At 66.0% G+C, this 25,829-nt stretch carries 24 protein-coding genes; 17 read left to right on the top strand and 7 right to left on the bottom strand.

Annotated features, from left to right (window positions below):
• Window positions 1-16: 16 nt before the first annotated feature.
• Window positions 17-1,429, bottom strand: a complete 1,413-nt coding sequence (locus AC5P6S_RS06440) for a ComEC/Rec2 family competence protein (protein WP_143597381.1) — start codon at window positions 1,427-1,429, stop codon at window positions 17-19.
• A 222-nt stretch (window positions 1,430-1,651) separates the two neighbouring features.
• Here AC5P6S_RS06440 and AC5P6S_RS06435 point away from each other — a divergent pair, with 222 nt between their 5' ends.
• The 8 genes from AC5P6S_RS06435 (at window position 1,652) to AC5P6S_RS06400 (ending at window position 8,963) form a co-directional block, all read left to right on the top strand.
• A complete protein-coding gene (locus tag AC5P6S_RS06435) occupies window positions 1,652-2,791 on the top strand; it encodes an SPFH domain-containing protein (RefSeq protein WP_049395969.1) in 1,140 nt (379 codons plus the stop codon).
• Between the two features lie 20 nt (window positions 2,792-2,811).
• The gene (locus AC5P6S_RS06430) at window positions 2,812-4,164 is read left to right on the top strand and encodes a hypothetical protein (protein WP_099470551.1); all 1,353 of its coding nucleotides are present in this window, start codon (window positions 2,812-2,814) and stop codon (window positions 4,162-4,164) included.
• Window positions 4,161-4,418 carry a hypothetical protein gene (locus AC5P6S_RS06425; protein ID WP_005409784.1) on the top strand — a complete coding sequence of 86 codons (258 nt, stop codon included), beginning with the start codon at window positions 4,161-4,163 and terminating at the stop codon, window positions 4,416-4,418. Before AC5P6S_RS06430 ends, AC5P6S_RS06425 begins: the two co-directional genes overlap by 4 nt.
• A gap of 190 nt (window positions 4,419-4,608) precedes the next feature.
• Window positions 4,609-5,193, top strand: coding sequence for an AprI/Inh family metalloprotease inhibitor (locus AC5P6S_RS06420; RefSeq protein ID WP_049395967.1), 585 nt, complete (start codon window positions 4,609-4,611; stop codon window positions 5,191-5,193).
• Between the two features lie 69 nt (window positions 5,194-5,262).
• Window positions 5,263-6,222, top strand: a complete 960-nt coding sequence (locus tag AC5P6S_RS06415; protein ID WP_005409786.1) for a cation diffusion facilitator family transporter — start codon at window positions 5,263-5,265, stop codon at window positions 6,220-6,222.
• Between the two features lie 72 nt (window positions 6,223-6,294).
• Entirely contained in the window at window positions 6,295-6,930 is a 636-nt protein-coding gene (locus AC5P6S_RS06410) for a DNA-3-methyladenine glycosylase (RefSeq protein ID WP_049395966.1), read from the top strand.
• Window positions 6,930-7,124, top strand: a complete 195-nt coding sequence (locus AC5P6S_RS06405) for a hypothetical protein (protein ID WP_005413550.1) — start codon at window positions 6,930-6,932, stop codon at window positions 7,122-7,124. The genes AC5P6S_RS06410 and AC5P6S_RS06405 overlap by 1 nt, the downstream gene beginning before the upstream one ends.
• Window positions 7,125-7,244: 120 nt before the next feature.
• On the top strand, window positions 7,245-8,963 hold the full coding sequence (locus tag AC5P6S_RS06400) for a sensor domain-containing diguanylate cyclase (RefSeq protein ID WP_235643751.1): 1,719 nt from the start codon (window positions 7,245-7,247) through the stop codon (window positions 8,961-8,963).
• On the opposite strand, the gene xth is transcribed toward AC5P6S_RS06400, so the two are convergent.
• A complete protein-coding gene (xth, locus tag AC5P6S_RS06395; protein ID WP_012480366.1) occupies window positions 8,964-9,755 on the bottom strand; it encodes an exodeoxyribonuclease III in 792 nt (263 codons plus the stop codon).
• 161 nt (window positions 9,756-9,916) lie between these two features.
• Here xth and AC5P6S_RS06390 point away from each other — a divergent pair, with 161 nt between their 5' ends.
• Window positions 9,917-11,503: an alpha-amylase family glycosyl hydrolase gene (locus AC5P6S_RS06390; protein WP_099561386.1), complete on the top strand. Its 1,587-nt coding sequence runs from the start codon at window positions 9,917-9,919 to the stop codon at window positions 11,501-11,503.
• Here the strand turns inward: AC5P6S_RS06390 and AC5P6S_RS06385 are convergent.
• Window positions 11,473-12,459 (bottom strand): TIGR03885 family FMN-dependent LLM class oxidoreductase, encoded by a 987-nt coding sequence (locus tag AC5P6S_RS06385; protein ID WP_414489432.1) that lies wholly within the window; start codon window positions 12,457-12,459, stop codon window positions 11,473-11,475. The two genes, AC5P6S_RS06390 and AC5P6S_RS06385, sit on opposite strands and share 31 nt — an antisense overlap.
• Window positions 12,460-12,518: 59 nt before the next feature.
• Here AC5P6S_RS06385 and AC5P6S_RS06380 point away from each other — a divergent pair, with 59 nt between their 5' ends.
• The 3 genes from AC5P6S_RS06380 (at window position 12,519) to AC5P6S_RS06370 (ending at window position 14,468) form a co-directional block, all read left to right on the top strand.
• Window positions 12,519-12,902: a sensory rhodopsin transducer gene (locus AC5P6S_RS06380; RefSeq protein ID WP_005409793.1), complete on the top strand. Its 384-nt coding sequence runs from the start codon at window positions 12,519-12,521 to the stop codon at window positions 12,900-12,902.
• Window positions 12,903-13,002: 100 nt separating this feature from the next.
• Entirely contained in the window at window positions 13,003-13,869 is an 867-nt protein-coding gene (locus tag AC5P6S_RS06375; protein WP_012480369.1) for a glucose 1-dehydrogenase, read from the top strand.
• 5 nt (window positions 13,870-13,874) lie between these two features.
• Window positions 13,875-14,468, top strand: a complete 594-nt coding sequence (locus tag AC5P6S_RS06370; RefSeq protein ID WP_414498193.1) for a mechanosensitive ion channel domain-containing protein — start codon at window positions 13,875-13,877, stop codon at window positions 14,466-14,468.
• Between the two features lie 117 nt (window positions 14,469-14,585).
• Here AC5P6S_RS06370 and AC5P6S_RS06365 read toward each other — a convergent pair whose 3' ends face one another.
• Together AC5P6S_RS06365 and AC5P6S_RS06360 are read right to left on the bottom strand one after the other, a co-directional pair.
• Window positions 14,586-16,529, bottom strand: a complete 1,944-nt coding sequence (locus tag AC5P6S_RS06365; RefSeq protein WP_414498192.1) for a MacB family efflux pump subunit — start codon at window positions 16,527-16,529, stop codon at window positions 14,586-14,588.
• A gap of 2 nt (window positions 16,530-16,531) precedes the next feature.
• Window positions 16,532-17,713, bottom strand: a complete 1,182-nt coding sequence (locus tag AC5P6S_RS06360; protein WP_043033373.1) for an efflux RND transporter periplasmic adaptor subunit — start codon at window positions 17,711-17,713, stop codon at window positions 16,532-16,534.
• Between the two features lie 329 nt (window positions 17,714-18,042).
• Here AC5P6S_RS06360 and AC5P6S_RS06355 point away from each other — a divergent pair, with 329 nt between their 5' ends.
• The 4 genes from AC5P6S_RS06355 to AC5P6S_RS06340 all read left to right on the top strand — a co-directional run bounded on the left by AC5P6S_RS06355 (window position 18,043) and on the right by AC5P6S_RS06340 (window position 21,434).
• Window positions 18,043-18,507, top strand: a complete 465-nt coding sequence (locus tag AC5P6S_RS06355) for a hypothetical protein (protein ID WP_049395962.1) — start codon at window positions 18,043-18,045, stop codon at window positions 18,505-18,507.
• A 47-nt stretch (window positions 18,508-18,554) separates the two neighbouring features.
• Window positions 18,555-19,271 (top strand): response regulator, encoded by a 717-nt coding sequence (locus tag AC5P6S_RS06350; protein ID WP_032963270.1) that lies wholly within the window; start codon window positions 18,555-18,557, stop codon window positions 19,269-19,271.
• 4 nt (window positions 19,272-19,275) lie between these two features.
• A complete protein-coding gene (locus AC5P6S_RS06345) occupies window positions 19,276-20,352 on the top strand; it encodes an ATP-binding protein (protein ID WP_005413562.1) in 1,077 nt (358 codons plus the stop codon).
• 155 nt (window positions 20,353-20,507) lie between these two features.
• Window positions 20,508-21,434, top strand: coding sequence for an ABC transporter six-transmembrane domain-containing protein (locus tag AC5P6S_RS06340; protein WP_012480374.1), 927 nt, complete (start codon window positions 20,508-20,510; stop codon window positions 21,432-21,434).
• A 96-nt stretch (window positions 21,435-21,530) separates the two neighbouring features.
• Here the strand turns inward: AC5P6S_RS06340 and AC5P6S_RS06335 are convergent, their stop codons facing one another.
• Both AC5P6S_RS06335 and AC5P6S_RS06330 read right to left on the bottom strand, forming a co-directional pair.
• A complete protein-coding gene (locus AC5P6S_RS06335) occupies window positions 21,531-22,619 on the bottom strand; it encodes a DNA glycosylase AlkZ-like family protein (RefSeq protein ID WP_012480375.1) in 1,089 nt (362 codons plus the stop codon).
• 76 nt (window positions 22,620-22,695) lie between these two features.
• Complete coding sequence (locus AC5P6S_RS06330; RefSeq protein WP_100443349.1) at window positions 22,696-23,280, bottom strand: TetR/AcrR family transcriptional regulator; 585 nt, start codon at window positions 23,278-23,280, stop codon at window positions 22,696-22,698.
• 259 nt (window positions 23,281-23,539) lie between these two features.
• Here AC5P6S_RS06330 and AC5P6S_RS06325 point away from each other — a divergent pair, with 259 nt between their 5' ends.
• Window positions 23,540-25,732, top strand: coding sequence for a TonB-dependent receptor (locus AC5P6S_RS06325; RefSeq protein WP_100443350.1), 2,193 nt, complete (start codon window positions 23,540-23,542; stop codon window positions 25,730-25,732).
• The last annotated feature ends 97 nt before the right edge of the window (window positions 25,733-25,829 follow it).

Raw genomic sequence — 25,829 nt, 5'->3', positions numbered from 1 at the left:
GGGCGCACTTGAAGTGTCACGGACCTGTGGGCAGGCATATCTGCGCATGTTCCACGTGGGTACAGCCGCATCGAGGTGGAGCTGCGAGCAGAGGTATGTACTTATGCCCGTGCTGCTTCTGGCATCTGCTGCAATAGGAGCGCCAATTGGTCTGTGTCACGATCCAGCCAGCCAATTGAGCTTCTGACGATGATTGGGAGGATGGATTGCCGGGATACGCACCATTGAATGTTGAAAATACCATTCGACCTGGGCCGACCCCTGCTGGCGTGCTGTTCGCAGTAACCTCACCGCCGTGGTGAGGAGCTACCATTCCGGTGAGATCCTGCTTGGCAGATGACGGAATGGATGGATAGTCAGCGTCACCGGTCAGCAGAACGCGCGCATGATCGGATTCCACTCTTAGCGCCAGGGAAGTGTTGTTCTTCAGATATGCAGGCGTGTTGGGCGTATTCGGGCCCGGATTGCATCGATGGATCACCACAGAGCCAACACTGATATCCGGCCAATTACTGTTCCAGATGTGAAGCGCACTCGCCCCTCCAGCCAGTTTCCTGCTTTTGAGAGACAAAAGAAGGTGGAGGTGACTTGCACCCAGGGCCACCGTCGATGGCGGCAAGCGGACAACCCATGGCCTTTCCCGAGCCGTACGACGGTATACAGGATTCACTATCCAGGCACCCTTGCTCTTGTCCCAGCGAGCCACACCAGACTTGAATGCGAAGTGCCAATGATCCTGATCCAAATGAGACAGGACCACTGGCTCGTTGGATTTCCACGACTTGCTGAAGACCAGAGGATTGAAGTTATCCAATGCTGGAGAGCTGAAGCCTTTTATGTATATGGGCCGGCCAAAATCAAAGAAAAGACGAGGATGTTCGTATTGATCCACAAGGGCATTGAAGTTGGCCTGCCCGACGTCGTAGACCGCAACGCCATGCAGCGACACATCGACGCTACGAAGCGCTGCCTCGACCTGCGACGTCTCGGCAGCCTCACTCAGAAAGGAGCGCAGGTTATTGCTCGAGGTCGCCGCGCGTCCTGTCTCGTCCTTCTGCACGGACATGTAGAGTCTTTCAGGCCTACTTCCCTCACCAGAGTCATCACCAATTGGAAGTGTCCGCACAGAGATGGCGCCGGCGAAGTTGCGGTTGGAAAGAGTGATTAGGCACCAAGCGTCTTCGCCACGCGCATACTCTTCATCGCTCAGCTCGTAGTCTTCAACCTCACGCGCGTCGACGCTCAGCAGAAGAAAGTCGACGTTATCCGGCGCCTCGTCCATCGTGGCAAATGACTCGGCCGATGCGACGGGCATCGCATCAATCAGAACCGGAGCGTCAAGGTTCCAGCGCCCATTTTCCAGAATGTCAGTCGGCTCGAAGAGTGCGTAGTACTGTGCACTGCGTTCCTCGGATTTGTAGCGCGGCATGCTCTGCACCCTCCTTGGCCAGGCCCGACACAGCGTCGGCTGGGACGTCATTGCCCCTCCTCCGATTAGGCCCGGAGTCGGCGGCGGAATCAACGTCCGGACTATTACCGGGGCCCCGTGGCGCCCATTCACCTGCCGGCACCACAGCCGCCCCCGGCCACTGCTATATTCAGCCAAGCTCGGCAGGCACGGTGCCTGCCCTCGAATCACAGGGAGTTGGACATGGGTCTGGTACAGGCGGTGAAGGGTGCGGTTGGCGGTGTGCTGGCCGACCAGTGGAAGGACTTCTACACCGTGCCGGCGGGCCTGCCGTCCACGGCCGCCCTGTTCGCGGCGGTGCCGCAGGGCACCAATGCCGGCCGCGGCTCCAACACCAGCGGCTCGTCCAACATCATCACCAACGGCTCGAAAATCATCGTGCCCGAAGGCTACGGCCTGCTGCTGTTCCAGGACGGCGCGATCACCGCGTTCGTCGCCGAACCGGGTGGCTACGAGTGGCGCTCCGACGATCTGAACTCGCAGTCGATCTTCGCCGGCGACGGCCTGGTCAGCACCTTCATCAAGCAGAGCTGGGAGCGTTTCAAGTTCGGCGGCCAGCCGGGTTCGCAGCAGGCGGCCTACTTCGTCTCGCTGAAGGAACTGCCGGACAACCGCTTCGGCACCCAGTCGGAAATCTACTGGGACGACGGTTTCCTCAATACCCAGGTCGGTGCGATCACCCGCGGTTCGTACACTCTGAAGATCGTCGACCCGATCCTGTTCGTGAAGAATTTCGTACCGGCCAGCTACCTGCGGCCGGGCCAGGTGTTCGACTTCACCGATCTGGACAACGCCGCTGCCGGCCAGCTGTTCAATGAAGTGGTCGGTTCGCTGGCCCCGGCCTTCAGCCTGTATACCAACGATCCGGGCAAGGGCAACCGCATCACCAAGCTGCAGCAGGACTCGCTGGGCTTCGCGCAGAGCCTGTCGGCCGCCGTCGAGCAGGGTTACCAGTGGAAGTCCGACCGCGGCCTGGCCATCGTCAAGACCGCCATCGTCTCGATCGAGTACGACGCCAACACCCGCGAACTGCTGAAGACCGTGCAGCGCGCCGATGCGCTGTCCGGTTCGCGCGGCAATTCCAACCTGCAGGCCAGCGTCGCCCAGGGCATCCAGTCGGCCGGCGAGAACGGCGGTGCGGCGGGCCTGGTCGGTGTCGGCATGGCCTCGGGCGTGTTCGGTGTCGGCGGCATGCAGCAGCCGGCCACCCCGGCTGCCGACGATCCGGTCGCCAAGCTGAAGAAGGCCAAGGAAATGCTGGACCTGGGCTTGATCACCCAGAGCGATTACGACGCGCTCAAGGCCAAGGCACTGGGCCTGTAACAGCAGGACGCACAACCGACATGTCCGATCCCCGAAACGGCCCACCGCCGCTGCCCGGATCCGCGCCCGCGACGCCGCCGCCCCTGCCGGCGGCGTCGTTGGATGGGCCCGGTTCGCCGCAGGACGTCCCTCCCCTGCCCGGCAGCTTCCCGCTGGACACTTCGAAGCTGCCGCAGGCCATCCGCGATGAAGTGGAAGCGCCCGATCCCGTGGCCATCGATACCTCGGCCAGCGAGCTGAAGGACGGCCTCAACCGCTGCCCGAAGTGCGGCGCCACCGACATCCGGCCCAAGGCCGGCACCGACATCCTCGTCTGCCTGTACTGCCGTCACGAATGGCATGGCGCGCGGGTCGAGGAGGAGTTCGGGCTGGGCGAGGCCATCGGCCAGCTGCGCGGCACCGTCATCGCGTCCGGCGCACGCGACATCGATGCCGACACCTCGGCGTTGATGACGTTCAAGTGCACCGGCTGCGGCGCCGAAGTCACGGTCAATACCGAAAGCACGATGACGGCGCGCTGCCACTGGTGCCGCCACGTGTTCGGCGTCAACGAACAGATCAGCAATGGCGCGGTGCCTGATGCGGTGCTGCCCTTCCATATCAAGAAGGACGACGCGGTCGCGCGCATCCGCCAGTTCGTCGACAAGCGCCGCATGTTCGCGCTGAAGGCCTTCAAGGACCAGTTCACCCCGGAAAACGTGGTGGGCGTGTTCCTGCCCTACATGATCGTCGACAGCAATGTAAGCGCGGCCGTGGCGGGCAAGGGCGAGATCAAGACGCGCGAGTACACGGTGGGCAGCGAGAAGAACAAGCGCACCCTCTACGACGCCGATGTCTACCAGGTCGAACGCCAGGTCGATTTCACCGTTGATGACCTGCCGCTGGAATCCTCGGCCGAGCGCGGCAATCTGGACACCCGCGCCAACACCAACAACATCATCAACACCATCCTGCCGTTCGATACCAAGAACGCGGTGAAGTGGAACGCGTCCTATCTGGCCGGCTTCACTTCGGAGAAGCGCAACCTGGATGTGGAAAAGCTGCGGCCGCGGCTGGAAGACCAGCTGCTGTCGATTGCCCGCGCGCAGGTGGAAGGTTCGGTGAAGCGCTACAACCGTGGCGTGCGCTGGGAGCAGGAACAGCTGGAGGTGCATGGCACCCGCTGGGTGTCGATGTACCTGCCGGTGTGGTTGTACTCCTACCACCAGCCCGGAAAGAACGGCGGCATGCTGCACTACATCGCAGTCAACGGCCGTACCGGCGAAACCATGGGCAGCGTGCCCGTGCAGCAATGGAAGATGCTGCTGGCGGCACTGGCCACCGGCACCGTCATTGAAGCCCTCGCAATTGCCTTCCTGGTGGCATCGACATGAGCGACGACAGTGGCCTCTGGCTGTTGGCGGCAGGTCCAGCCGGCGCAACCGCGCTGTACTGGGCGCTGTACCGCTATTACCGCAACACCGACAAATCGCATTCCTTCGAGCACGAGACCGAAATCGAGGCACAGCCCGTGACCGGTTCGGACCAGCAGGTGGGCCGGGTCACCGGCACCGAGGAAAAGCGCATCCGCGGTGACAACGTGTACGAGTACCGGAAACGGGTGGTGAGGGTGAAGCCCGACCCGTAGCGCCAGGCGATGCCTGGCTGCTGGAAGTGCCCGGCCGCTGGCCGGCATTCCTTCGGTTTCTGGGCGCCAAGTGGGAGCCGGCCAGCGGCCGGCACTACCCTTCGCTGGGCTGCCCCAGCGCACACCCTCACACCGTCTCCCACCCCACCGGTTCGATACTCGCGCGGTCCACCCTTCCGAGGATCCTGCGATGGCTGCCCTGCTTGCCCGTAGCTGCCTGTCGGCGCTGTACTTCCTGGCCCTCCCCGCCCTTGCCCAGGACGCCTCGTTCGGCTTCGGCGAACAGACCACCCACACCGACCAGACCACGCAATCCAGCAGCACCCAGACCCAGAGCAGTGGCGCGGTGACCACCCAGACCATCACCAGCGGCAGCTCGCAGTCCGAGTCACGCAGCGAAAGCAAAGAGATCGACGTGGGCTTCGGTTTCCACGACGACAACGACGACTGGGGCCACGACCGCCACCGTGGCGGCCGCGATGTGCGCGACAGCGATCTGTTCGGCAGCTGGACGCTGGGCCAGGAGAACGGCAACACCTGCTCCATCGAGCTGAAGAACATCGAGTGGTTCGGCGGCTACAGTGCCTACGTGCCCGCCGGCTGCCCGGATGGCTTCTTCTCGGCCAACCGTTGGGTACTGTCGGGCAATCAGCTGCTGCTCACCGACACCAGCAACACCGTGTTCGGGCGCTTCCGCGCGTCAGGCGGTGGGCGCTGGACGGGCTACCGTGAATCGGATGGGGCGCGTTTGTACCTCAATCCCAAGGGGCGCTGATCGCACCGTGCACACAGTAGGCACGCGCTGATCAGGAAGATCAGGAATCCGCCTCACCCCGCCGCCGAAATGTCCGCTCCCACCGGTTCCCGTCTGGTCATCTACGCCGCCCTCGCGGGCAACCTGGCCATCGCCATCGCCAAGTTCATTGCTGCCGGCATCTCCGGCAGCTCGGCCATGCTCAGTGAGGGCGTGCATTCGCTGGTCGACACGTTGAATGAACTCCTGCTCTTGTACGGCCTGCGCCGCGCCGGCAAGGCGCCAGACCCCGTGCATCCGTTCGGCTACGGCCGCGAGCTGTACTTCTGGAGCTTCATCGTCGCCCTGCTGGTGTTCGCCGCCGGCGCCGGTGTTTCGGCCTACGAGGGCATCCAGCACATCCGCCGGCCGGAGCCGGCCACCAACCACGCGTTGAGCTACAGCGTGCTGGGCATCTCCATCCTGTTCGAGGGGGCTTCGTGGTGGGTCGCGCTACGGGAGTTCCGGCGTACCAAGGGCAAACTGGGCTACTTCGAAGCCTTCCGTCGCAGCAAGGACCCGTCCACCTTCACCGTGCTGCTGGAAGATAGCGCGGCCCTGCTGGGCCTGGGTTTCGCACTGGTCGGGCTCGTGGCCGCCCAGGCCCTGGACATGCCGGTGCTTGATGGTGTGGCGTCGCTGTGCATCGCCGGCGTGCTTGCCGCCACCGCCTTTCTTCTCGCACGCGAAACCAAGGGACTGCTGGTGGGTGAGCCGGCCCATCCGGCGGTGGCCGAGCGGATCATGGCCGTGGCGGAAACCGATCCGGACCTGCGCCGCGCAAATGGCGTGACCACCATGCAGATGGGCCCCGAGCAGGTCGTGGCCATGCTCAGCGCCGAGTTCGAGGATGACCGGAAGACACCGCAGATCGAGGCGTGCATCACCCGCATCGAATCAGCCGTGAAGCGCGAGTATCCGGAACTGGTGGCACTGTTCATCAAGCCGCAGACACCCGAGGTCTATGCCTCCCGCCGCGCGGCACTGGCCGTTCCGCCTGCGCAGGAATGACACTGCGTCTGCGCCCGTTTCACCTGTTCGGTGCCACAGTGCCATCACCGTTTTCCCGAGCCTGCCTCTACCGTGCCGGATTGGTTGCCCGCCGCTCTTCAGATCCTCCCCCGCAGCTTCTACCGGCGCCCGCCCGTTGAGGTTGCGCCCGAGCTGCTCAACAAACTTCTGGTCCGTGACGATGGCCGAACGGGTCGCATCGTTGAAGTCGAAGCGTACGCGGGCAGCGTCGATCCGGCGGCGCACTCCTATCGCGGGCAGACGCCGCGCACGGCCAGCATGTTCGGCGAGGCCGGCCACCTGTATGTCTACTTCACTTACGGCATGCACTGGGGCAGCAACGTTGTCTGCGGCGAAGTGGGTGAAGGCGTGGCGGTGCTGCTGCGGGCCATCGAGCCGCTGCTGGGCCTGGAGCGCATGCGCGAACTGCGTCCCGCCGCGCGCCGCGACCACGATCTGGCCAGCGGCCCCGGCAAGCTTTCGCAGGCCTTCGGGCTGGACCGCAGTTTCGACGGCGCTGATCTGGTGACCGGCAACCACGGCATTGTCATCGCCAGCGACGACGTGCCGCCGCCGGAGGATCCAGTGGTTGGGCCCCGCATCGGCATCACCCGCGCTGTTGATTTCCCCTGGCGTTGGCACATCCGTGATCATCGTCACGTATCGATCCAGCCACGTCGCGCTTCCGCCCCAGCGAGGAAACGATGATGACCCCGCTCGACAAGCCACTGCGCCGCGAACTGCACATCGACGGCCAACCCTACACTCTCACCGTGGCCCCTGAGGGCCTCAAGCTGGTTGAGAAGGGGCGACGCAAGGGCATCACACTGCGCTGGCAGGACCTGGTATCCGGAGACGCTGCACTGGCCACCGCCTTGCAGGCATCGCTCCAACAGCACTGAGCCGGCGCGCCCACCTCACATCGGCATCACCCCGCCGTGGCGATACATAACGGCGCGCACACTAGCGTAGCGCCAGCCAGCCGCCGCAACCGCCCTCGCCACCCAGCCCTGAAAAGCGCCATGGACGAAGCCGAACGACTGCTCGAAATCGAACGACTGCACCTGTTGGATACGCCACCGGAGCCGGTGTTCGATGCCATCGTCGCCGCGGCCCGCGCCGCGACCGGACTGACCATGGGCCTGATCACCGTGGTGGCCGAAGACCGCCAATGGTTCAAGGCCAACATCGGCCTGGAGGGCGTCAGCGAGACCGCCCGCGAGATCTCCTTCTGCACCCATGCCATACGCCAGGACGAGCTGTTCGAGATTCCCGATGCGCGCCAGGACCCACGCTTTTCCACCAATCCACTGGTCACCGGTGGGCCGCGCATCCGCCACTACGCCGGCATTCCCCTGGGATCGACGCACGGCGCACGCATCGGCACGCTGTGCCTGCTGGACCCGATGCCCGGCGTGCTGTCACCCTCCCAGCGCGAACTGATGGTGCATCTGGCTCGGGTCACCACCCAGGTGCTGGAACAGCGCAGCACCCTCATGGCGCAGGTTGGCCAGGCCAAGGCGCTGCATCGCGAGCTGAAACGCAGTGAGGACTTCCTGGAGCGTACCAACCGTGCCGCACGGGTGGGCGGCTGGGAGATGGACCTGCTGACCAACGAAGTGCGCTGGACACGGGAAACCAAGCAGTTGCATGGCGTACGCAGCAACTTCACGCCCACGTTGGAGACGGCACTCTCGTTCTATCGCGAGGACAGCCGCAACATCATCCAGGCGGCGGTACAGCGCTGCATCGACGAGGGAACATCCTGGGAAGTACAGCTGCCGATGACCACGGCCGACGGGCGCGCGATCTGGACCCGGGTGGTCGGCAGCCGGCAACAGGTCGACGGCCATCCGCGCCTGGTCGGGGCGATCCAGGACATCACGGACGAACGAGCCGCGCTGGACGCGCTGGAAGCGAGCGAAACCCGCTACCGTCGGCTGTTCCACTACAGCCTGGGCCTGATCTGCACCCACACGCTGGACGGCACATTGACCTCGGTGAATCCGGCGGCGGTGCAGTCGCTGGGCTTCGAGGAAAGCCAGATGATCGGGCGCAGCCTGTGTGACCTGATGCCGCCGGAAAAACGCGAAGGCTTCAGGGCCTACCTCGCCCGGATCCAGGCAAACCACACCGACGCTGGCGTGATCGAGCTGATTGCCACCGATGGTACGCGCCACTACTGGGCGTACCACAACGTGCTCGACAACGAAGCCAGCCCGCCCTACGTGCTGGGGCATGCACAGGACGTCACCGCGCTGAGGATGCAGGAGCAGCAGCTGCGCGACATGTCCTTCAAGGATCCGCTCACGCAGTGCTACAACCGGCGTTACCTGCACCGGCTGGATGAACTGATTGACGAGCGCTGGGCCTGCGTGATGTTCGATCTGGACCATTTCAAGCACATCAACGACACCCAGGGCCACCGCCGTGGCGATGCCGTGCTGGTCGAGTTCGCCACCTTCCTGCGCTCGCCGCTGGGCAAGGACGAGACCGTGGTACGGCTGGGTGGCGACGAGTTCATGGTAGTGCTGGTCGCGCCAGCGAATGGCCGCCTGAGCGAACTCGAGCACTGGTACCAGGACCACGCCGCGCTTTCGCCCAGCGCGTTCTCGATGGGCGCGGCCATCAACACGGCCGGTGAGCCCGTGGCCGACACCATCCAGAAGGCGGACAGCCGCCTGTACCGAACCCGCGCGCGCGTGCGTCGGGAGCGACGCGAAGACCCTGCCGCGCGTTGATCACGCACGCACCGTCACCCAGGCCGGTGCGTGGTCGCTGGCCTTTTCCTGCAGCCGCACCCAACGGTCGACGCCCGCATCCTTCAGTCGTTCCGCCAGTACGGGATTCAACAGCAGATGATCGATGCGCAGCCCACGGTCGCGCTCGGCATGCTGGCGGAAATAGTCCCAGAAGGTATAGATCGTGGCGTCGCCGTGCACCTTCCGCAGCGCATCGGTCCAGCCCTGCGCGAGCAGCCGCTCGAAGGCATCGCGAACCTCGGGCTGGAACAGCGCATCGCGCCGCCAGGCCTTGGGATCATAGACATCGGCGTCTGTGGGAATCACGTTGAAATCACCCAGCAGCAGCGCCGGGTGCGGCAGCTCGACCAGGCTGCGTGCATGCCGGATCAGGCGTTCCATCCAGCGCAGCTTGTAGTCGAACTTGGGTCCGGGCTGCGGGTTGCCGTTGGGCAGGTAGAGGGCACCCACGATGACGCCGTGCACCGCCGCCTCCAGGTAGCGACTCTGCGTATCCTTGGGTTCGCCCGGCAATCGGCGGCGGCTCTCGACCGGCATGGTGCCCCGGGCCAGCAGCGCCACGCCGTTCCAGCGCGCCTCACCCTGCCAGAGTGCACCGTAGCCGGCCTGTTCCAATGCCGCAGCGGGAAACGCGGCGTCGGTCGCCTTCAGTTCCTGCAGGGCAACCACGTCCGGCGATTCCCTGTGCAGCCAGTCCAGCAGCTGCGGCAGGCGCGTGCCGATGCCGTTGACGTTGAACGTCGCAATACGAAGCGTTTTGCGGCGGGGCATGGATAAAGGTTCCTCGGCGCAGCGGGACGAGCATTCACTCTGCGCGCCCGGGCATGCACGGGCCGTGGATGCCACGTCATGATGCGGTGCCATTCGGTTCACGAACCGCTGCCACGGCGCACAGCAGGCTGGTCACCCGTGAACAGTGCCGGAGAAGCCCCATGGCGGTGCGTCCGCTGCGCGCGATCTACCAGGTCGACCCGTATCTGTTCCGCGACAGCCAAGGCCGCGGCTGGGGCACCCTGGATGGCATCACCGAAAAGCTGGACTACCTGCAGTGGCTCGGCATCAGCCATGTGTGGCTGCTGCCGTTCTACTGCAACGCCGGCCGTGATGGCGGCTACGATGTCACCGATCACTACCGCATCGATCCACGCCTGGGCGACGAGACCGCCTTCCAGCGCCTGGTCGATGCGGCCGACCTGCGCGGCATCGGCATCATCGTCGAACTGGTGATGCAGCACACCGCCAGCGCGCACCAGTGGTTCGTCGCCGCACAGCAGGGCGACCCGGCCTGGCGCCGCTGGTACCTGTGGAGCGACCACATGCCTGACGACGGCCTGCAGCCGATGTTCCCGCCGATCGAGACCGCTGTCTGGACATGGGATGCCGAGGCCGGCGCGTTCAACCGGCACATGTTCTACCGGCACGAGCCGGACCTCGACCTGGCCCATGCGCCGGTACGCGAGGAACTGCTGCGGGTAATGACGTTCTGGCTGCAGCGCGGCGTGGCCGGCTTCCGCGTGGACGCCGTTCCGTACATGGTCGAGCGCGCCCGCCACGCCGACCCGCGCGACGGTGGGCTGTGGCTGCTGGAGGCGATGCGCGCCACGGCAGACGCGCAGCAACCAGGGCTGCCACTGATCGGCGAAGCGGATGTCCGCGCGTCCCACTACGGTGACTTCCTGTGCCACGGGCGGCGGCTTTCGCACCTGCTGGATTTCCACCTCAACAATCATTTCTTCCTCGCACTGGCACGTGGCGATGCCAGCGAAGTGGCGCGGGTCATGGCCGAGTACGGCCCGCACGCGCCGCCGGACACACGCATTGCCTGGCTGCGCAACAATGATGAACTGGACCTTGAGCAGTTGGAGCCGGATGAGCGCGAAGCGGTGATGGAACGCTTCGCCCCTGAGCGTGGCATGCGCATCTATGGCCGTGGCATCCGCCGCCGGCTGGCACCGATGCTGGAGGGCGGCATCGCATGGCAGGCCATGGCCTGGGCGGCGCTGCTCTCGCTGGGCCAGGTGCCGGTGATCCGCTATGGCGAAGAGATCGGCCTCGGTGATTGCCTGGAACTGCCCGAACGCAATGCCGTGCGCATGCCGATGCACTGGCATAACGGCCCAGGGGCTGGGTTCACCGACGAACCGCGGCATGCCTGGCGCGCGCCACCGGCAGACGGCCCCTACGGTTACCGCACGGTCAACGTCGAGGCGCAACGCGCGACGCCAGGTTCACTGCTGCTGCGGGTGCGCGAGCTGCTGCAGCAGCGCAATGCACATTCCGTGCTGCAGCAGGGTCCTCACACGCTCGACCCGCCCTCACCTGCGCTGCTGATGCTCCGCTACGGTGAGGCACCCCATCAGGCACTGGCACTGATCAACTTCGGCGACGAGCCGGTCGAGGTGGACGTACCCCTGCGCGGTCCGCTCAACACGCTGGTGGGCCACGGCGCCAAGCTGCAGGGTCGCCGCTGTTACCTGCAGGGCCACGGCTATACGTGGCTGGCTGCCGAAGGTGCCTGAGTGCGCAGCGCGGGCAGCACGTGTTCGGCGAAGTCATCGATGAAGCGTTCCTGCTCGCGGTTCACGTTGTGCAGGTAGATGCGATCGAACCCCAGTCCCTGCAGCTCCTGCAGCCAGGCCCGATGCTGGCCCAGGTCTGCCGAGACATGCACGTGCTGGCGCACCACCTCGGCGCTGACCGATCGGGCCTGTGCTTCGAACTGTTCGGGCTGGTCCAGGCCTTCGGCCAGTTCCGGCGGCAGCACGTTGGCGCTCCACTGCTGCATCGCACCTTCCAGCGCCGCCTGTTCGGCGCGCGCGTAGGAGAGCTTGGCCTGCAGGTACATCGGCTTGCCCCTGCCACCGCCTGCCTCGAACGCTGCCACCACACGCTGTAACTGCGCCAGCGGTTGGCTGATGGTGATCAGACCATCGGCCCAGCCCCCCATCCAACGTGCAGTCTCCTCCGTGACCGCTGCACCCAGCAGCGGCAGGGGAAGCGCCGGGCGACTGTAGAGCCGTGCCTGGCGCACCTGGAAGCCACCGTCGTGGTCGACCTGCTCGCCACCCCACAGCCGCCGCATGACCTCGGCCGCATCGCGCAGTGCCTTCTGCCGCTCGCGCTTGGCTGGCCACGCCTGGCCGGTGATGCGCTCGTTCAGGGCCTCGCCGGTACCCAGCGCCAGCCAGATCCGGCCCGGCGCCAGCTGCTCCAGCGTCGCCGCTGCCTGTGCCACCAATGCCGGGTGCTGGCGCAGCATCGGGCAGGTCACCATGCCCAGGGTCAACGCGCTCTGCACCGCCAGCGCACCGGCCCACACCCAGCTGTGGCCGGACTGCCCTTGCGCAGTCGTCCATGGATGGAAATGGTCCGAGCACATCACGGCCTCGAATCCCGCCTGTTCGGCGCGCAGCGCCAGGCCCAGCAAGGTGGCGGGCGGGAACTGCTCATGCGATGCGTGGTAGCCGATGGTCATCACGGATTCCGTGCGGGGACTGGACACGATGGCAACACCCCTCCAGCTAAAACCGCGTCATGGAAACGAACGCTTCCTGCATCGGGCATCGACGCTGGGCTATCGCCGAGGGCTACATTCCAGCCTGGAGCAACGGCCCGTCACCGGAGATGCAGAGTCACGAAACCTGCTGCGTACTCAATGCCGGCGACGAGCCCGCGCATGTCACGCTGACCCTCTACTTCGAAGACCGTGATCCGGTGGGCCCCTACAGGGTCACCGTGCCGGCGCGACGCACCTGTCACCTGCGCTTCAACGACCTGCAGGATCCGGCGCCGGTGCCGCGCGGCACCGGCTTTGCCACCCTCGTTGAATCCGACCAGCCGATCATCGTGCAGCACACGCGGCTGGATTCACGGCAACCGGCCAACAGCATCATGACCACGATCGCCCATCCGTTGTGAAGTCCTCCGCGCAGGCGTCCACGCTGCAACGACACCGCGCCCTCCGGCCGTTTACCCGTATGGAGGGAGACTGGCGCCGGTTTCCTTCCGGAGAGTGACGATGGCCCTGCCCGACTACCCACGCCCGCCCTTCCCCGCCCAACAGCAATCCTTCCCCGGCAAGACCGCGCAGATGCAACCGCGTCCGGACCACGGCGAAGACAGCTACCGCGGCCATGGCTTGTTGCAGGGCAAAAAGGCACTGATCACCGGCGGTGACAGCGGCATCGGCGCAGCCGTGGCCATCGCCTTTGCGCGCGAAGGCGCCGACGTTGCCATCGCGTTCCTCGATGGTGAGCAGGACGATGCCCGCCATGTGCAGCAGCAGATCGAACAGGCCGGGCGCAAAGCCGTACTGGTGCCGTGTGACATCAGCGACCCGGCACAGGCGCGCTCGCTGGTCGACCGCGTGGCCAGCGAGCTGGACGGTCTCGACATCCTGGTCAACAACGCGGCCTACCAGCGCTACTACGAGCACTTCGACGACATCACCCTGGATGACTGGAAGCGGACGTTCGATACCAATGTCCATGCCGTGTTCAATCTGACCCGGTTGTGCGTCCCGCACCTGCGCGGTGGCGGCGCGATCATCAACACCGCATCGGTCAATTCCAAGCGACCGACCCCGAACATCCTTCCGTACTCCGCAACCAAGGGCGCGGTGGCCAACCTGACGCTGGGGCTGGCGGGCCTGCTGGCCGAGCACCAGATCCGCGTCAATGCGGTGCTGCCCGGCCCGATCTGGACGCCGTTCATTCCGGCAGGCATGGCCGCCGAGGAGGTCGAGCAGTTCGGCTCGCAGACGCCGTTCGGCCGCCCCGGCCAGCCAGCCGAACTGGCATCGGCCTATGTGATGCTGGCTTCGGACAGCGCCAGTTATACCTCTGGTGCACTGCTGACCATTTCTGGCGGCGCGGCGACGCTGTAGCCTCCATGACCGGATTGCCTGCCTGGATCGAGGACTGGCTGACCGTGGTTGTGCCGGTGGCCGAGGTGCTGGCCATCCTCGGCGTCGCATGGGTGATGGTGCGTGCGCTGGCGTGGCTGCTGGTGCAGGCCCGGCAGCGCGGCAGGCTGGCTCCAGAGCTTCATGTGGGCCTGCGCCGCGGCGGTGCCTTGCTGCTGTATCTGGCGGCTGCGCTGCTGATACTGGAGCGGCTGGGCGTTTCGCGCTCGGTGCTGTGGACCGCGCTGACCGGGTTCATGGCGGTCGGCGCGGTGGCGTTCTTTGCCGCGTGGAGCGTGTTGTCCAACCTGTTCTGTTCGTTCCTGATCGTCGCCACGCGCCCGTTCCGCATCAATGACACCATCGAAGTGATGGAAAGCGTGGACAAGCCGGGCCTGTGCGGCCAGGTGGTGGACATCAACCTGATCTACACCACGCTGAGTGATCGTGGCGAAGGCGCGCGCGGTTGCCTGCTGCGCGTGCCCAACTCGTTGTTCTTCCAGCGCATCACCCGGCACTGGGGCGACAGCGGCTATGCGCAGCTGCCAGGAAGCGTGCCGATCAAAGGCAAGGCGCGCTGAGTCGCTGTAGCGCCGAGTCCATGCTCGGCTCGCTGCGCGCGGCGCAGGGCGCATCGCGGTCTGAACGGAGAGCAGCCGAGCGTGGGTTCGGCTTTACACGTGCCATAGCAGGCGAGCCTACTCCGCCGCCAATGCTTGGATCGGGTCCAGCTGCGCGGCATTGCGGGCCGGGAAGTAGCCGAAACCCAGCCCGATTGCAGACGAACATGCCAGCGCGGCGAGCACCGGCCCAGGCGTGAACAGGAACGGCACGCCCAGTGACAGCAGACTGGACAAGGCCCCCACGCCCAACGCGGACAACACGCCCAGCACCCCACCGAACAGGCAGATCAGCATGGCCTCGATCAGGAACTGGCGCAGGATGTCGCCCTGCCGGGCCCCCACTGCCAGCCGCACACCGATCTCGCGCACGCGCTCCTTCACCGACACCAGCATTATGTTCATCACGCCCACGCCTCCGACCACCAGCGCCACCGCCGCAATCGCCGAGACCAGCGCCGCCATGGTCTGGCTGGATTTCATCACCGCCTTGCGGATCTGGTCCGAGTTGTAGATGAAGAAATCGCGGCGCCCATGCAGCCGCTGCAGTTCCGCACCCAGCGAGGCCTCAGCTGCACGGGTTGATACGTCATCGCGCACGCGTACGGTGATGCTCTCCAGCCGCTGGCTGCCAAGCAGGCGCGAGGCCGCCGAGGTGTAAGGCACGTAGACCGTGGGCGTCGCGCCGCCTGCGAATGCACTGGCACCCACCACACCGATCACGTCCACCGGCATGCCGCCCAGCAGTACCGTGCCGCCGATCGGATTGCCGTTGAACAGTGCTTTGGCCGCCTTCTGGTCGAGCACGGCCACCGCGCGATGCGCCTCCACCTCGGCATCGGTGAAGAACCGGCCCGCCTTCAGGCGCAGCCCGCGCACACGGGGTAGATCAGCGCCCACGCCAAGCACCTGTGTGTTGGCGCGCCGGTTGCCCTGCAGAGCGGCCACCGAGCTGCTCAGGTTGGGGCTTACGCTGTCTACGTAACTCAATGCGGCCAGGTGATCGGCATCGTCCACGACCAGCGTTTCGATCTCGGCCGAGCGCGGGTCGCCGAAATCCGCACCCGGGAAGATCTCCAGCGTACTGGCACCCAGTTCGTTGATCTGTGACTCGACCTGCGCCTGTGCGCCCTTGCCCAACGCGACCACGGTCACCACCGCAGCCACGCCGATGATGATGCCCAGCATGGTCAGCAAGGTGCGCAGGCGATGGGCCAGCATCGAACGTACCGCCATCCGTGCCGCTTCCCTGGTCGCATCCAGGCGCGCGCGGCGCTCGGCGCCCGGTTCCGTGCTGCGCTCGGGCGCGACGGCCTTGCGTGCAACCGCAGGATCACCCGTACCACGGTCGGATACGACCCGGCCGTCCGCGATCTCGATCACGCGTGAAGCGTGCGCGGCAATCGCCGCATCATGGGTCACCAGGATCACGGTATGGCCCTGCGCATGCAGGCGCTTGAGTTCGACCATCACCTGACTGCCGCTGGCATGATCCAGCGCGCCGGTCGGCTCGTCGGCCAGCACGATGGCGCCGCCGTTCATCAGCGAACGCGCAATGGAAACGCGCTGCTGCTGGCCGCCGGACAGCTGGCTGGGCCGGTTCGTGGTGCGCTCGCCCAGGCCAAGCGTTTCCAGCAGCAGGCGGGCACGCGTGGTGCGCGCATCGGCCTCCACCCCGGCATAGACGGCGGGCAAGGCCACGTTCTCGGTGGCGCTCAGGTTCTCCATCAGGTTGTAGCGCTGGAAGATGAAGCCGAAATGATCGCGACGCAGGTGCGCCAGTTCATCGGGCGACATCTGCTCGGTTGCGGCGCCGTGCACGCGGTAGCTGCCTTCGGTTGGCCGGTCCAGGCAGCCCAGGATGTTCATCAGCGTGGATTTTCCCGAACCGGACGGGCCGATGATGGCGATGAACTCGCCCGCCGCGATGCGCAGCGACACGTCCTTCAACACCACCACCTCGCCGGCGGCCGAGCGGTAGGCGCGCGATACGCCATGCAGTTCCAGCAGCGCGTCGGCCATGCTCACATCCCCAGCAGGCTGGTGGGCTCGGCTTCCGCGCCACTGGGCGCCTGCCCGACCACCACGTTCTCGCCTGCCTTGAGGCCGGACAGGATCTGCACCGCAGTAGCTGTGCGCAGGCCGGTCGTCACCGCGCGCTCGCGGGCACGGCCCTTGGCGTCGATCACCTGTACAGTCGCGCGGTTGCCCGCCTTGTCATCGCTCTCGGACACTGCTGTCAACGGCACCTGCAGCGCGTTGGCGGCGCGCGCCAGCTGGATCGTCACCTTCACCGTCATCGACGGCTTCAGTTTCAGGCCTGGATTGGGTACGTCAAACAGCCCGGCGTAGTACACCGCCTTCGGCGTCTGCGCCGATCCACCCGTGTTGCCGGTGGCCACATCGGCAATCGACGATGGCGCAGGTTCAAGCTGCTGCAGATGCGATTCGTAGCGGCGTCCGCCCGGCCCCAGCGTAGAGAACCACAGGGGTTGGCCAGGCGCGATCAGCTCCACGTCGGCCTCCGCGATCTCGGTGCGAACCGTCATCGTGTCCATCTGTGCCAGCATTACGATGGTCGGCGTGGTCTGCATCGAGTTCAGCGTCTGCCCGGCCTTGGTGACGATGGCCACGATGTAGCCATCGGAAGGTGAGACGATGCGGGTGTAGCCCAGGTTGATCCGCGCCGTTTCCACCTGGGTCAGCGCCTGCTCGATCTGGGCCTGCAGCGCTGCGACGTCAGAGCGCGCCGCTTCGCGCGCCACCCGCGCGGACTCGAAACCTTCCTGCGAGACCAGCCGAGACGCCACCAGCTGCGACTGGCGCTCATGCACGCGGATGGCCTGGGCGTAGCGCGCCAGGCTGGCGGCATGCTGGGCACGCAGCGCATTGGCAGCCGCTTCGGCGCTGCGCAGGGCGATGCGCTGCGGCTGCGAATCCACTTCGGCAATCAGATCACCAGCGTGCACACGCTGGCCCAACACCACATGCAGGCGCTTGACCTGGCCCGATACCTGCGCACCCACCGCCACCAGTTCCTTGGGGTTGACCCGGCCAACGGCCTGCACGGTCCTTTCCAGGTCCGCCACCCTTGCCGGGGCCGTGATCAGCGCGGCATCATCACTTTCGGCGAACAGCCACCAGCCGGTGCCGCCTGCAAGAAGCGCAACGATTGCGGCAATGATCCAGGTCCTGCGGTTGTTCATCGGAAGGCTCGCATGCACGCAGCCACCGGATGTGACCGCAGAAGCCGCAGTCTGGGAGGTGGTGGTGGATGTTTCTTGGAGCCACTGTGGAGATTGCATGGAGGCCGCACATCCGTTCAGGCACGGCGTCCGCTCCTGAACGGCACGGATCGCGTCCATGAAATCTCGACACAATCTCGACCAAGTCTCCATCAACGGCCCCTAGCCTTGTCGGCCTCGCCGACTGCGTTCCCGCCGTGTCCCTCCCGTTTCCTGACCTGCCTCCCATCGATGTTCGCCGCGCCTACCTCGCCTGGTGCGCGCCTTCGCCGTGGCTGCTTGCACTGGTAATGGCGTCGACCAGCGCCTGGATGCTTGCCAGCGCGAACCCGGCGCCGCCCCTGCTCGCGGGCGCCGGTGCCGCCGCGCTTGTGTGCTTCCGCAGCGAAGGCCCCGCCCATTCGGCGCGCACGGGCACCCTGGCGTCGCTGGTGCTGATCGGCTTCGCGGCCTGGTCCGCCTCCAGCGCTGGCCTGAGTCTCATGCCTGCAGGGATAGCAGCGGTCCTGGTGGCGACGTTGCTTGCCCTGCGCCTGTGGGCCCTGGTCCGCATGGCCCGCCGCTTGCAGGACCGGGTGGACGCAACGGGCATGCAATCACGGTGGAGCAAGCTGCCTGCGGCCGTATCGGCCCTGCTCGCACAGCACCTGCGCGGGACCGCAACGCTGGCGCCCGCCCTGCAGCACACGCTGGTGCTGGCCACCCTCGCCTGGGCCGCCCACGAAGAAGCACAGACCCTGGAACGGCCACGATGACACCGCCGCCGGCACTCCCCATCTCGCACTGGAAACTGCAGCGTTCAATGAAGACCGATGCACGCACGCACCAGGCGCCCCTGGTGCTGATTGCCGAGGATGAAGGCGAAATTGCTGACATTCTCGGCGCCTACCTGGCCCGCTCCGGGTTGCGCAGCGCCCGCGCCGCCGATGGCGAAGCCGCCCTCGCCAGCCACCGCCAGCTGCGCCCCGACCTGGTCCTGCTCGACGTGCAGATGCCGAAGTTGGATGGCTGGCAGGTCCTGAGTGAGCTGCGCCGGCGCGGCAACACCCCGGTGATCATGCTCACCGCACTGGACCAGGACGTGGACAAGCTCACTGGCCTGCGCGTCGGCGCCGACGACTATGTGGCCAAGCCGTTCAATCCGGCCGAGATCGTCGCCCGCATCCAGGCGGTGCTGCGCCGTAGCGCGAAGCCCATGGCAGAAGAACCCAACGGGCTGATCCGGCAGGGGCCATTCGAGATCGACCTGCGCAGCCATGAGGTCACCGTGCGCACCGATGACCACGTGCATGCTTTGAATTTCACACTCACCGAGTTCCGTCTGCTGGTGCACATGGCGCGCGCACCGCGCATGGTGCACAGCCGGCTGGATCTTCTCCAGACCTGCCTGCCGGAAGGCGATGCGCAGGAGCGCACCGTGGACAGCCACGTCAGCAAGCTGCGCCGCAAGCTCGAGGACGTCGGCATCATCGGCATTCCCGCCACCATCCGCGGTGTCGGCTACCGCTTCCTGGACTGAACCGATGAACCGCAAAGGCAAGAGCATCGGGCGCCAGATCACGCTATCCATCACGGTCGCATCGCTGTGCTCGACCGTACTGTCGATCAGCGGTTTCTACCTGTTCTATTACCTCATGGAGGTGTTCTATCCACGCTGGTATGACGAGCCGGAAACCATCATGCCGTCAGGGCTGGAGTGGCTGTGGATCGGCCTGACCGCCACCGTGGTGGTGGCACTGGCCACGTTGATCGCCTCGCGCCTGACCCGGCGCATCATCACCCCGCTGAACTCGGTGGCCGAAAGCCTGCGTCGCGTCGCCAGCGGTGATCTTGAGGCGCGTGCGCGCGGCGGCGACACCTCGATGGCCGAGGCCGCCACACTGGTCAGCGACTTCAACTCCATGGCCGAGCGGCTCAGCCGGATGTCCGAGAACCGCGTGTTCTGGAATGCAGCGATCGCACACGAACTGCGCACGCCGATGACCATCCTGCGCGGCCGCCTGCAGGGCATCGCCGAAGGCGTGTTCGAGCCCGGGCCGGAGCAGTTCAACAGCATGCTCACCCAGCTGGAGGGCCTGACCCGCATCATCGAAGACCTGCGCGTGGTGAGCCTTGCCGAAAGCGGTCACCTGGATCTGCGCCTGCAGCGCAGCGATGTCAGCGTGCAGGTGGCGGCGGTGGTCGAAGCGATGTCCGAGGCGCTGACCGAGAGTGGATTCTCGGTGACATTGGATGCACGGCCGTCGCTTGCCGACTGCGATCCGGCACGCATCCGCCAGGCGGTGCTGGCGCTGCTGGAGAATGCACGACGCCATGCCATCCCCTGCCCCCTCCGGGTTCGCGTCACGCTGGCCGAAGGCCATTGCACCGTGACCGTTGAGGATGGTGGCCCCGGTGTGCCGGACGACCTGCGCGACAGCATTTTCGAAGCCTTCCAGCGCACCGATGTGTCGCGCTCACGGCAGAGCGGTGGCTCCGGGCTTGGCCTGGCGGTGGTGCGCGCGATTGCCGTGGCCCATCACGGAACGGCGCGATGCAGGGCGACCGAACGCGGTGGTAGCGCGTTCGAGATCCGCTGGCCGGTGCACGCGCGTCGTTGAGGGCCATCGCTGCGCTGGAAAGCCCGAAATGCCGGAACTGCCTGGGTAGAGTCGACTGTCAGGCGACTTGCGCGCGCAAGCGCGGGTTCTTCCAGCAGTTCGCAAAGAGCAGTCGACCAACAGTCGACTCTACCCCCGACCCACCCAGGCATTCCATGAAACACCCCCACGATCCAGCGGCCGCCGCCGGCAGCATCGGCCAGCAGAATGCGGCCGCCACCCTGAAGGCCATCCTGCGCACCTACCCCTGGCAGCTCACCGGCACGTTCTCGCTGGTGGCACTGGAAAACGCGCTGCTGCTGGCCTATCCGCTGTTCGCCGGCTTCGCGGTGGATGCCATCATCCGCGGCAACATCGGCCATGCCATCTCCTACGCCGGCGTAGTGCTGCTGTTCTGGTTGGTCGGTGCCGCCCGCCGTGCGGTCGATACCCGGACGTTTACCCGCATCTATGCCGATCTGGCAGTGAACGTGGTGCAGGCGCAGCGCCGTTTGGGCCAGGCCACCTCCACTTCGGCGGCCCGCGTCGTTCTGGCCCGCGAGTTCGTCGACTTCTTCGAAAAGCACGTGCCGATCATCGCCACCGCACTGGTATCCATGTTTGGCGCTGCGGTCATGCTGCTCGCAATTGAACCGCTGGTCGGTGGAGCCGCTCTCCTCGCGCTGTTCGGTGCTCTCCTGCTGCTGCCGTCGTTCGCGCGTCGCAACGAGCAGTTGCATGGGCGCCTCAACAACCGCCTGGAACAGGAAATCCGACTGGTGGACCGGGTCAGTCCCTCGGTTTTGCGCCGTCACTACACCACGCTGTCACGCCTGCGCATCCTGCTCTCCGATCGCGAAGCCGGCGCCGTGCTGGCCGTCGGCGCGACGGCAGCGGCCCTGTTCGCACTGACCATCGGCCGCCTTGCCACCACCGATGGCGTTACCCCCGGTCACGTCTATGCGGTGATGACCTATCTGTGGACTTTCGCCGGCAGCCTGGACGATGCACCGTCGATGGTGGATCAGCTCGCGCGGCTGAAGGACATCGGCCGGCGAGTCAGCCCCGGCATGGACGATGCGGACCACAAGGACGCCGCTTGACCGGTAGATGCCCACCTTGGTGGGCACCGATGGAAGCCAGCGCCAACCAAGGTTGGCGACTACCGGGCGCGATGGCTACCCATGCGCCGCTCGGCGCTACAGGAACTCCGCCATGCGCTGCAGCTCGTCGTCCAGCGCGCCACGAAATACCTTGTCGCGGGCCAGCGACTTGCCGGCATAGCCCACGTTCGACACCAACTCACCTTCGCGCATGCTCAGGTTGGCCCAGCCCACCACCTGGTCGTGCCACAACACCGGCAGTGCGTAGTAGCCATACTGGCGCTTCGGTGCAGGCGTGTACGCCTCGAACTTGTACACCCAATCCCACAGCAACTCGAAACGGCGGCGGTCCCACACCACCGGATCGAACGGCGCCAGCAGGCGCACCTGTTCGTCCGGCGCATGGCGGCGCGAGCGCGGATTTTCGTCCGCCGGCCAGTACCAGGTGGTGCCCTCCAACGTGCAGCTGGCCAGCTGCTGCTTGGCCAGTGCCAATGCCTTGCGGGTCTGCTCGGCCAGGTGCGGAGCGCCATGGCCCAGCAGGCGCACCAGATAGGTCAGGCCGGCCGAAGGCAGCGGTGCGTACTTGCGCACCACCAGATCGATCAGGGCGGCAGCACGTTCGATCTGCGCCTGTTCGCTGGAATCGGGCTCGGCATGATCGGCCACCGCGTAGATGCGCGTACCGCTGTCGCGCCGTTGCACGCGCAGCAGGCCGCGGTAGTGCATGCCGTCCAGCAGATGGGTACTGGCATTGCTGGTGCCGCCCCAGTAGTTGGTCACCCGCCCATGCGCGAACGCCTGGTCGACCTCGCGTGGGTGCACGCTGCCACGCTCGCGCACAAAGGCCAGCACATCGGCCGCACGGCGATGGGTCTCGGCATCCCACTCGCGCTTGGAAACCCGTGGGTGCATCAGCGCCAGATGCTCGCGCGGCAGGAAGCCGTAGTTCACCAGGCAATCCTCTTCCACCGGCAGACGCGTGTAGCGGCGCTCAAGATCGCCCGCGCGGTAGTCCTTCACCCGGTGGCGCAGGGTCAGGTCCTGCGCGCGAGCGGGTGCCCGGATCGGGTCGGCCTGCACGAAGCCCAGCCGCCGGATCGCGGTCAGCAGCGTGGTCGGCTTGAACAGGGTGCGCGCCACCGCGTAGCGGCGAAGATCATCGAGAGTGGGCGTGGCAGGCATAGCCGCATTGTAGATCCACGCATGCGTAGATGGGGCCGTGGCGAACCGTGCAACGGCATCCACGCATGGCGTGGATCTACCGAAGCGCCGATACCTCCAGCGAACCGATCACCAGCGCCCGCATGCCCTGCTTGAACTCGGTGATCACCTGCCCTTCTTCATCGTCCGCAATCGCGTAGATCGTGTCGGCGCCGGCGATGCAGTAGAACGCGATCGTGGCCAGCAACCAGCGCGCCTTGTCCACCGGCAGGCCGAACACCTCGGCCACGTGCGCCTGGTGCGAGGCGATCTTCTCCAGCATCGGCGCGGTCGCCACCGTGCGCCGCAGCAGGTACGGCGGCAGCCCGGGATGCGCCTTCACCACCCCGCACAGCGACTCCACGAACCCCATCAGGTAGGCCTCCAGCCCACCCGGTGCGTCGACCGACGCGCGAGGAATCTGCCAGCGCTGGAACACCGCCTCCGCCACCAGGCGCTTCAACGCCTCCAAGTTGGCTACGCGCTTGTACAGCGCTGCCTGGGTCACCGCCAGTTCGGCGGCCACGTTGGCCATGGTCAGGTTGGGCAGGCCCAGACGGATGCCGATGTCGGCCAGGCGCTCCGGGGTGATGGTGGGCGGGCGGCCACGGCTCGGCGCCGTTGGATCGGGGTGCGTGCTCATACGGTGCCTGCTCTTACGGTGCGCGTCCATACCCTGCTGAGGGTGCCAGTAAAGGGACCCTCTTGTCCGCTTCGATTGATTTAGTTTAACTTACTCAACTAATTCGGAAGGCGTCCAGCACGCTGCCCGTGATCGAGCCCATGGCTCACCTCCCGCCAGGTCCCCACCCAGCCAACAACCCTGCGCTGCGCCCTCTCCCCGTGCTTGCCGTCGGCAGCGCGCCAGGCGCGCTCGCGCCTGCGATTCACAGGACTCTGGCATGACCGTTTACAACTTCACTTCTGCACAGCATCGTGCTGCCGCATTCTCAGGCCTGATGCATCCGCCGGGCATGCACCTGCGTTATCGGGTGTCCGCCTTGGCGTTAGGGCTGCTGGCCTCGTTTGCCGCCCTGGCCGACACTGCACCGTCCACCCTGCCCTCGGTGCAGGTGCAGGAACAGCGCCGGGTCACTGCGGACTATGCGGGCGGGCAAGTGGCCGCCGGCAGCCGCGTCGGCCTGCTCGGCGACAAGGACTTCATGGACACGCCGTTCAGCACGGTGAGCTACACCGAGGCGTTCATCCGCGACCGCCAGGCCAAGGACCTGACCGACGTCATCGCCGCTACCGACCCCACGGTGTTCAGCAATGGCGTCACCGGCTCCTGGAGCGAGAACTACGCGATCCGCGGCTTCGCCTCCAACACCAGCGACACCACCTTCAATGGCCTCAGCGGCATGGCGCCCTACTATCGCACCTCGCCGGAAATGTTCGAGCGCATCGAAGTGCTGAAGGGCCCGTCCGCGCTGCTCAACGGCATGCCGCCGGGTGGTTCGGTCGGTGGCAGCGTCAACCTGGTGCCCAAGCGTGCGGGTGAGCTGCCATTGCTGCGGGTCAGTGCCAACTTCGCCTCCGACGCGCAGTTCGGCACCCATGTGGATATGGGTCGCCGCCTCGGTGCCGACAAGCAGTTCGGCATCCGCTTCAACGGTGCCTACCGTGATGGTGACGGCGCCGTCGGCAAGCAGCGCAAGAAGGTACAGCTCGGTTCGCTGGCACTGGACTGGCGCGGCGAACGTGCGCGGCTGTCGGCCGATCTGTACAGCGCCGACGATCGCGTGGACGGCCCGGCACGTGGCGTCGGCCTGGCGCCGGGCGTCGCCATTCCACGTCCGCCACGCGGCGATACGCTGATCAACCCGGACTGGGCCTACGTGGACAGCCAGGACAAGGGCGCAATGCTGCGCGGCGAACTGGATATCAACGATAGCCTGATGGCCTATCTGGCCTACGGCACCAGCAAGACCGACTACCGCTACAACGGTTCGATCAGCGCGCAGATCCTCAATCCGGCTGGCGACTTCACCACGGTGATCGGCCAGCTCGCCTTCGACATCAAGAAGCAGTCCGGAGATGCCGGCCTGCGCGGTTCCTTCCACACCGGCAGCGTCGGCCACCAGTGGGCCGCCAACGTGACCCACTACCAGCACACCCAGAACGACTACGGCCGGCGCAGCGTACCCGGCTGGGACTGGACCACCAATCTGTACAACCCGGTGTGGGGACCGGCCGCGCCGTTCATGGCACCGCACATCTCGCATACCGAGCTGACGCTGGACAGCCTCGGCTTCGCCAACACCCTGTCCTTCTCCGATGACCGCGTGCAGTTGACGCTGGGTGTGCGTCGCCAGCAGGTGGTCAGCGAGACCTTCAGCGTCGCTACCAGTGCGCGCACCTCGCGCTACGACAAGAGCGCGACCACCCCTGCGGCTGCATTGCTGGTGAAGGCCACCGACACGCTCTCCCTCTACACCAACTACGTCGAAGGCCTCAGCCAGGGTGCTACCGCGCCGATGACCGCAGCCAACGCCGGCGATGTGTTCGCACCGTTCCGCACCAAGCAGAAGGAGCTGGGCCTGAAGCTGGACCTGGGCAGCTTCGCGCACACCTTCAGCGTGTACGAGATCAAGCGACCGAGCAGCTACACCGATCCGATCACGAACATCTTCTCGCTTGGTAGCGAACAACGTAACCGCGGGGTGGAATGGGGCTTCTTCGGCGCACCGATGGACGGCGTGCGCCTGCTCGGTGGCGTGGCCTATGTGCAGCCGAAGCTGACCCGCACGGCCGGCGGCGTGAATGAAGGACGCATAGCCACCGCCGTGGCGCAGCGGCAGGCCAAGCTGGGCATGGAATGGGATGTGCCGACCTTGCAGGGCCTCACCTTGACCGGCAATGCCACGGCGATGTCGAAGCAGTACATCAGTGCCGACAATAGTCTGTCGGTGCCGGGGCGTACGTTGTTCGATGTCGGGGCGCGCTACAGCACCACCGTGGCGGGTCGACCGCTTGCGCTGCGCGCCAGCGTGAACAACGTGACCAACAAGGCGTACTGGGGCATGCCGTTGCTTTCAAGCCTGGCGCTGGGTGCACCGAGGACGGTGTTGCTCTCTGCGACGATGGACTTCTGAGCCGGGCGACAAACTGTCAACGGGATCCACGCATGGCGTGGATCTGCCGGAAACTGTAGAGCCAGGCCATGCCTGGCTGGGTTCCATGGTGATCCGC

This window comes from Stenotrophomonas sp. YJH_SMC_119, from assembly GCF_059368315.1.
The sequence above is the reverse complement of the archived record's forward strand: the minus strand, read 5'-3'. Positions and strand labels throughout refer to the sequence as shown.

Coding starts and splice junctions, on each gene's coding strand:
- AC5P6S_RS06440 (WP_143597381.1), bottom strand. CDS start 1,429: ATGCCGCGCTACAAATCCGAGGAACGCAGTGCACAGTACTACGCACTC.
- AC5P6S_RS06435 (WP_049395969.1), top strand. CDS start 1,652: ATGGGTCTGGTACAGGCGGTGAAGGGTGCGGTTGGCGGTGTGCTGGCC.
- AC5P6S_RS06430 (WP_099470551.1), top strand. CDS start 2,812: ATGTCCGATCCCCGAAACGGCCCACCGCCGCTGCCCGGATCCGCGCCC.
- AC5P6S_RS06425 (WP_005409784.1), top strand. CDS start 4,161: ATGAGCGACGACAGTGGCCTCTGGCTGTTGGCGGCAGGTCCAGCCGGC.
- AC5P6S_RS06420 (WP_049395967.1), top strand. CDS start 4,609: ATGGCTGCCCTGCTTGCCCGTAGCTGCCTGTCGGCGCTGTACTTCCTG.
- AC5P6S_RS06415 (WP_005409786.1), top strand. CDS start 5,263: ATGTCCGCTCCCACCGGTTCCCGTCTGGTCATCTACGCCGCCCTCGCG.
- AC5P6S_RS06405 (WP_005413550.1), top strand. CDS start 6,930: ATGACCCCGCTCGACAAGCCACTGCGCCGCGAACTGCACATCGACGGC.
- AC5P6S_RS06400 (WP_235643751.1), top strand. CDS start 7,245: ATGGACGAAGCCGAACGACTGCTCGAAATCGAACGACTGCACCTGTTG.
- xth (WP_012480366.1), bottom strand. CDS start 9,755: ATGCCCCGCCGCAAAACGCTTCGTATTGCGACGTTCAACGTCAACGGC.
- AC5P6S_RS06390 (WP_099561386.1), top strand. CDS start 9,917: ATGGCGGTGCGTCCGCTGCGCGCGATCTACCAGGTCGACCCGTATCTG.
- AC5P6S_RS06385 (WP_414489432.1), bottom strand. CDS start 12,459: ATGACCATCGGCTACCACGCATCGCATGAGCAGTTCCCGCCCGCCACC.
- AC5P6S_RS06380 (WP_005409793.1), top strand. CDS start 12,519: ATGGAAACGAACGCTTCCTGCATCGGGCATCGACGCTGGGCTATCGCC.
- AC5P6S_RS06375 (WP_012480369.1), top strand. CDS start 13,003: ATGGCCCTGCCCGACTACCCACGCCCGCCCTTCCCCGCCCAACAGCAA.
- AC5P6S_RS06370 (WP_414498193.1), top strand. CDS start 13,875: ATGACCGGATTGCCTGCCTGGATCGAGGACTGGCTGACCGTGGTTGTG.
- AC5P6S_RS06365 (WP_414498192.1), bottom strand. CDS start 16,529: ATGGCCGACGCGCTGCTGGAACTGCATGGCGTATCGCGCGCCTACCGC.
- AC5P6S_RS06360 (WP_043033373.1), bottom strand. CDS start 17,713: ATGAACAACCGCAGGACCTGGATCATTGCCGCAATCGTTGCGCTTCTT.
- AC5P6S_RS06355 (WP_049395962.1), top strand. CDS start 18,043: ATGGCGTCGACCAGCGCCTGGATGCTTGCCAGCGCGAACCCGGCGCCG.
- AC5P6S_RS06350 (WP_032963270.1), top strand. CDS start 18,555: ATGAAGACCGATGCACGCACGCACCAGGCGCCCCTGGTGCTGATTGCC.
- AC5P6S_RS06345 (WP_005413562.1), top strand. CDS start 19,276: ATGAACCGCAAAGGCAAGAGCATCGGGCGCCAGATCACGCTATCCATC.
- AC5P6S_RS06340 (WP_012480374.1), top strand. CDS start 20,508: ATGAAACACCCCCACGATCCAGCGGCCGCCGCCGGCAGCATCGGCCAG.
- AC5P6S_RS06335 (WP_012480375.1), bottom strand. CDS start 22,619: ATGCCTGCCACGCCCACTCTCGATGATCTTCGCCGCTACGCGGTGGCG.
- AC5P6S_RS06330 (WP_100443349.1), bottom strand. CDS start 23,280: ATGAGCACGCACCCCGATCCAACGGCGCCGAGCCGTGGCCGCCCGCCC.
- AC5P6S_RS06325 (WP_100443350.1), top strand. CDS start 23,540: ATGACCGTTTACAACTTCACTTCTGCACAGCATCGTGCTGCCGCATTC.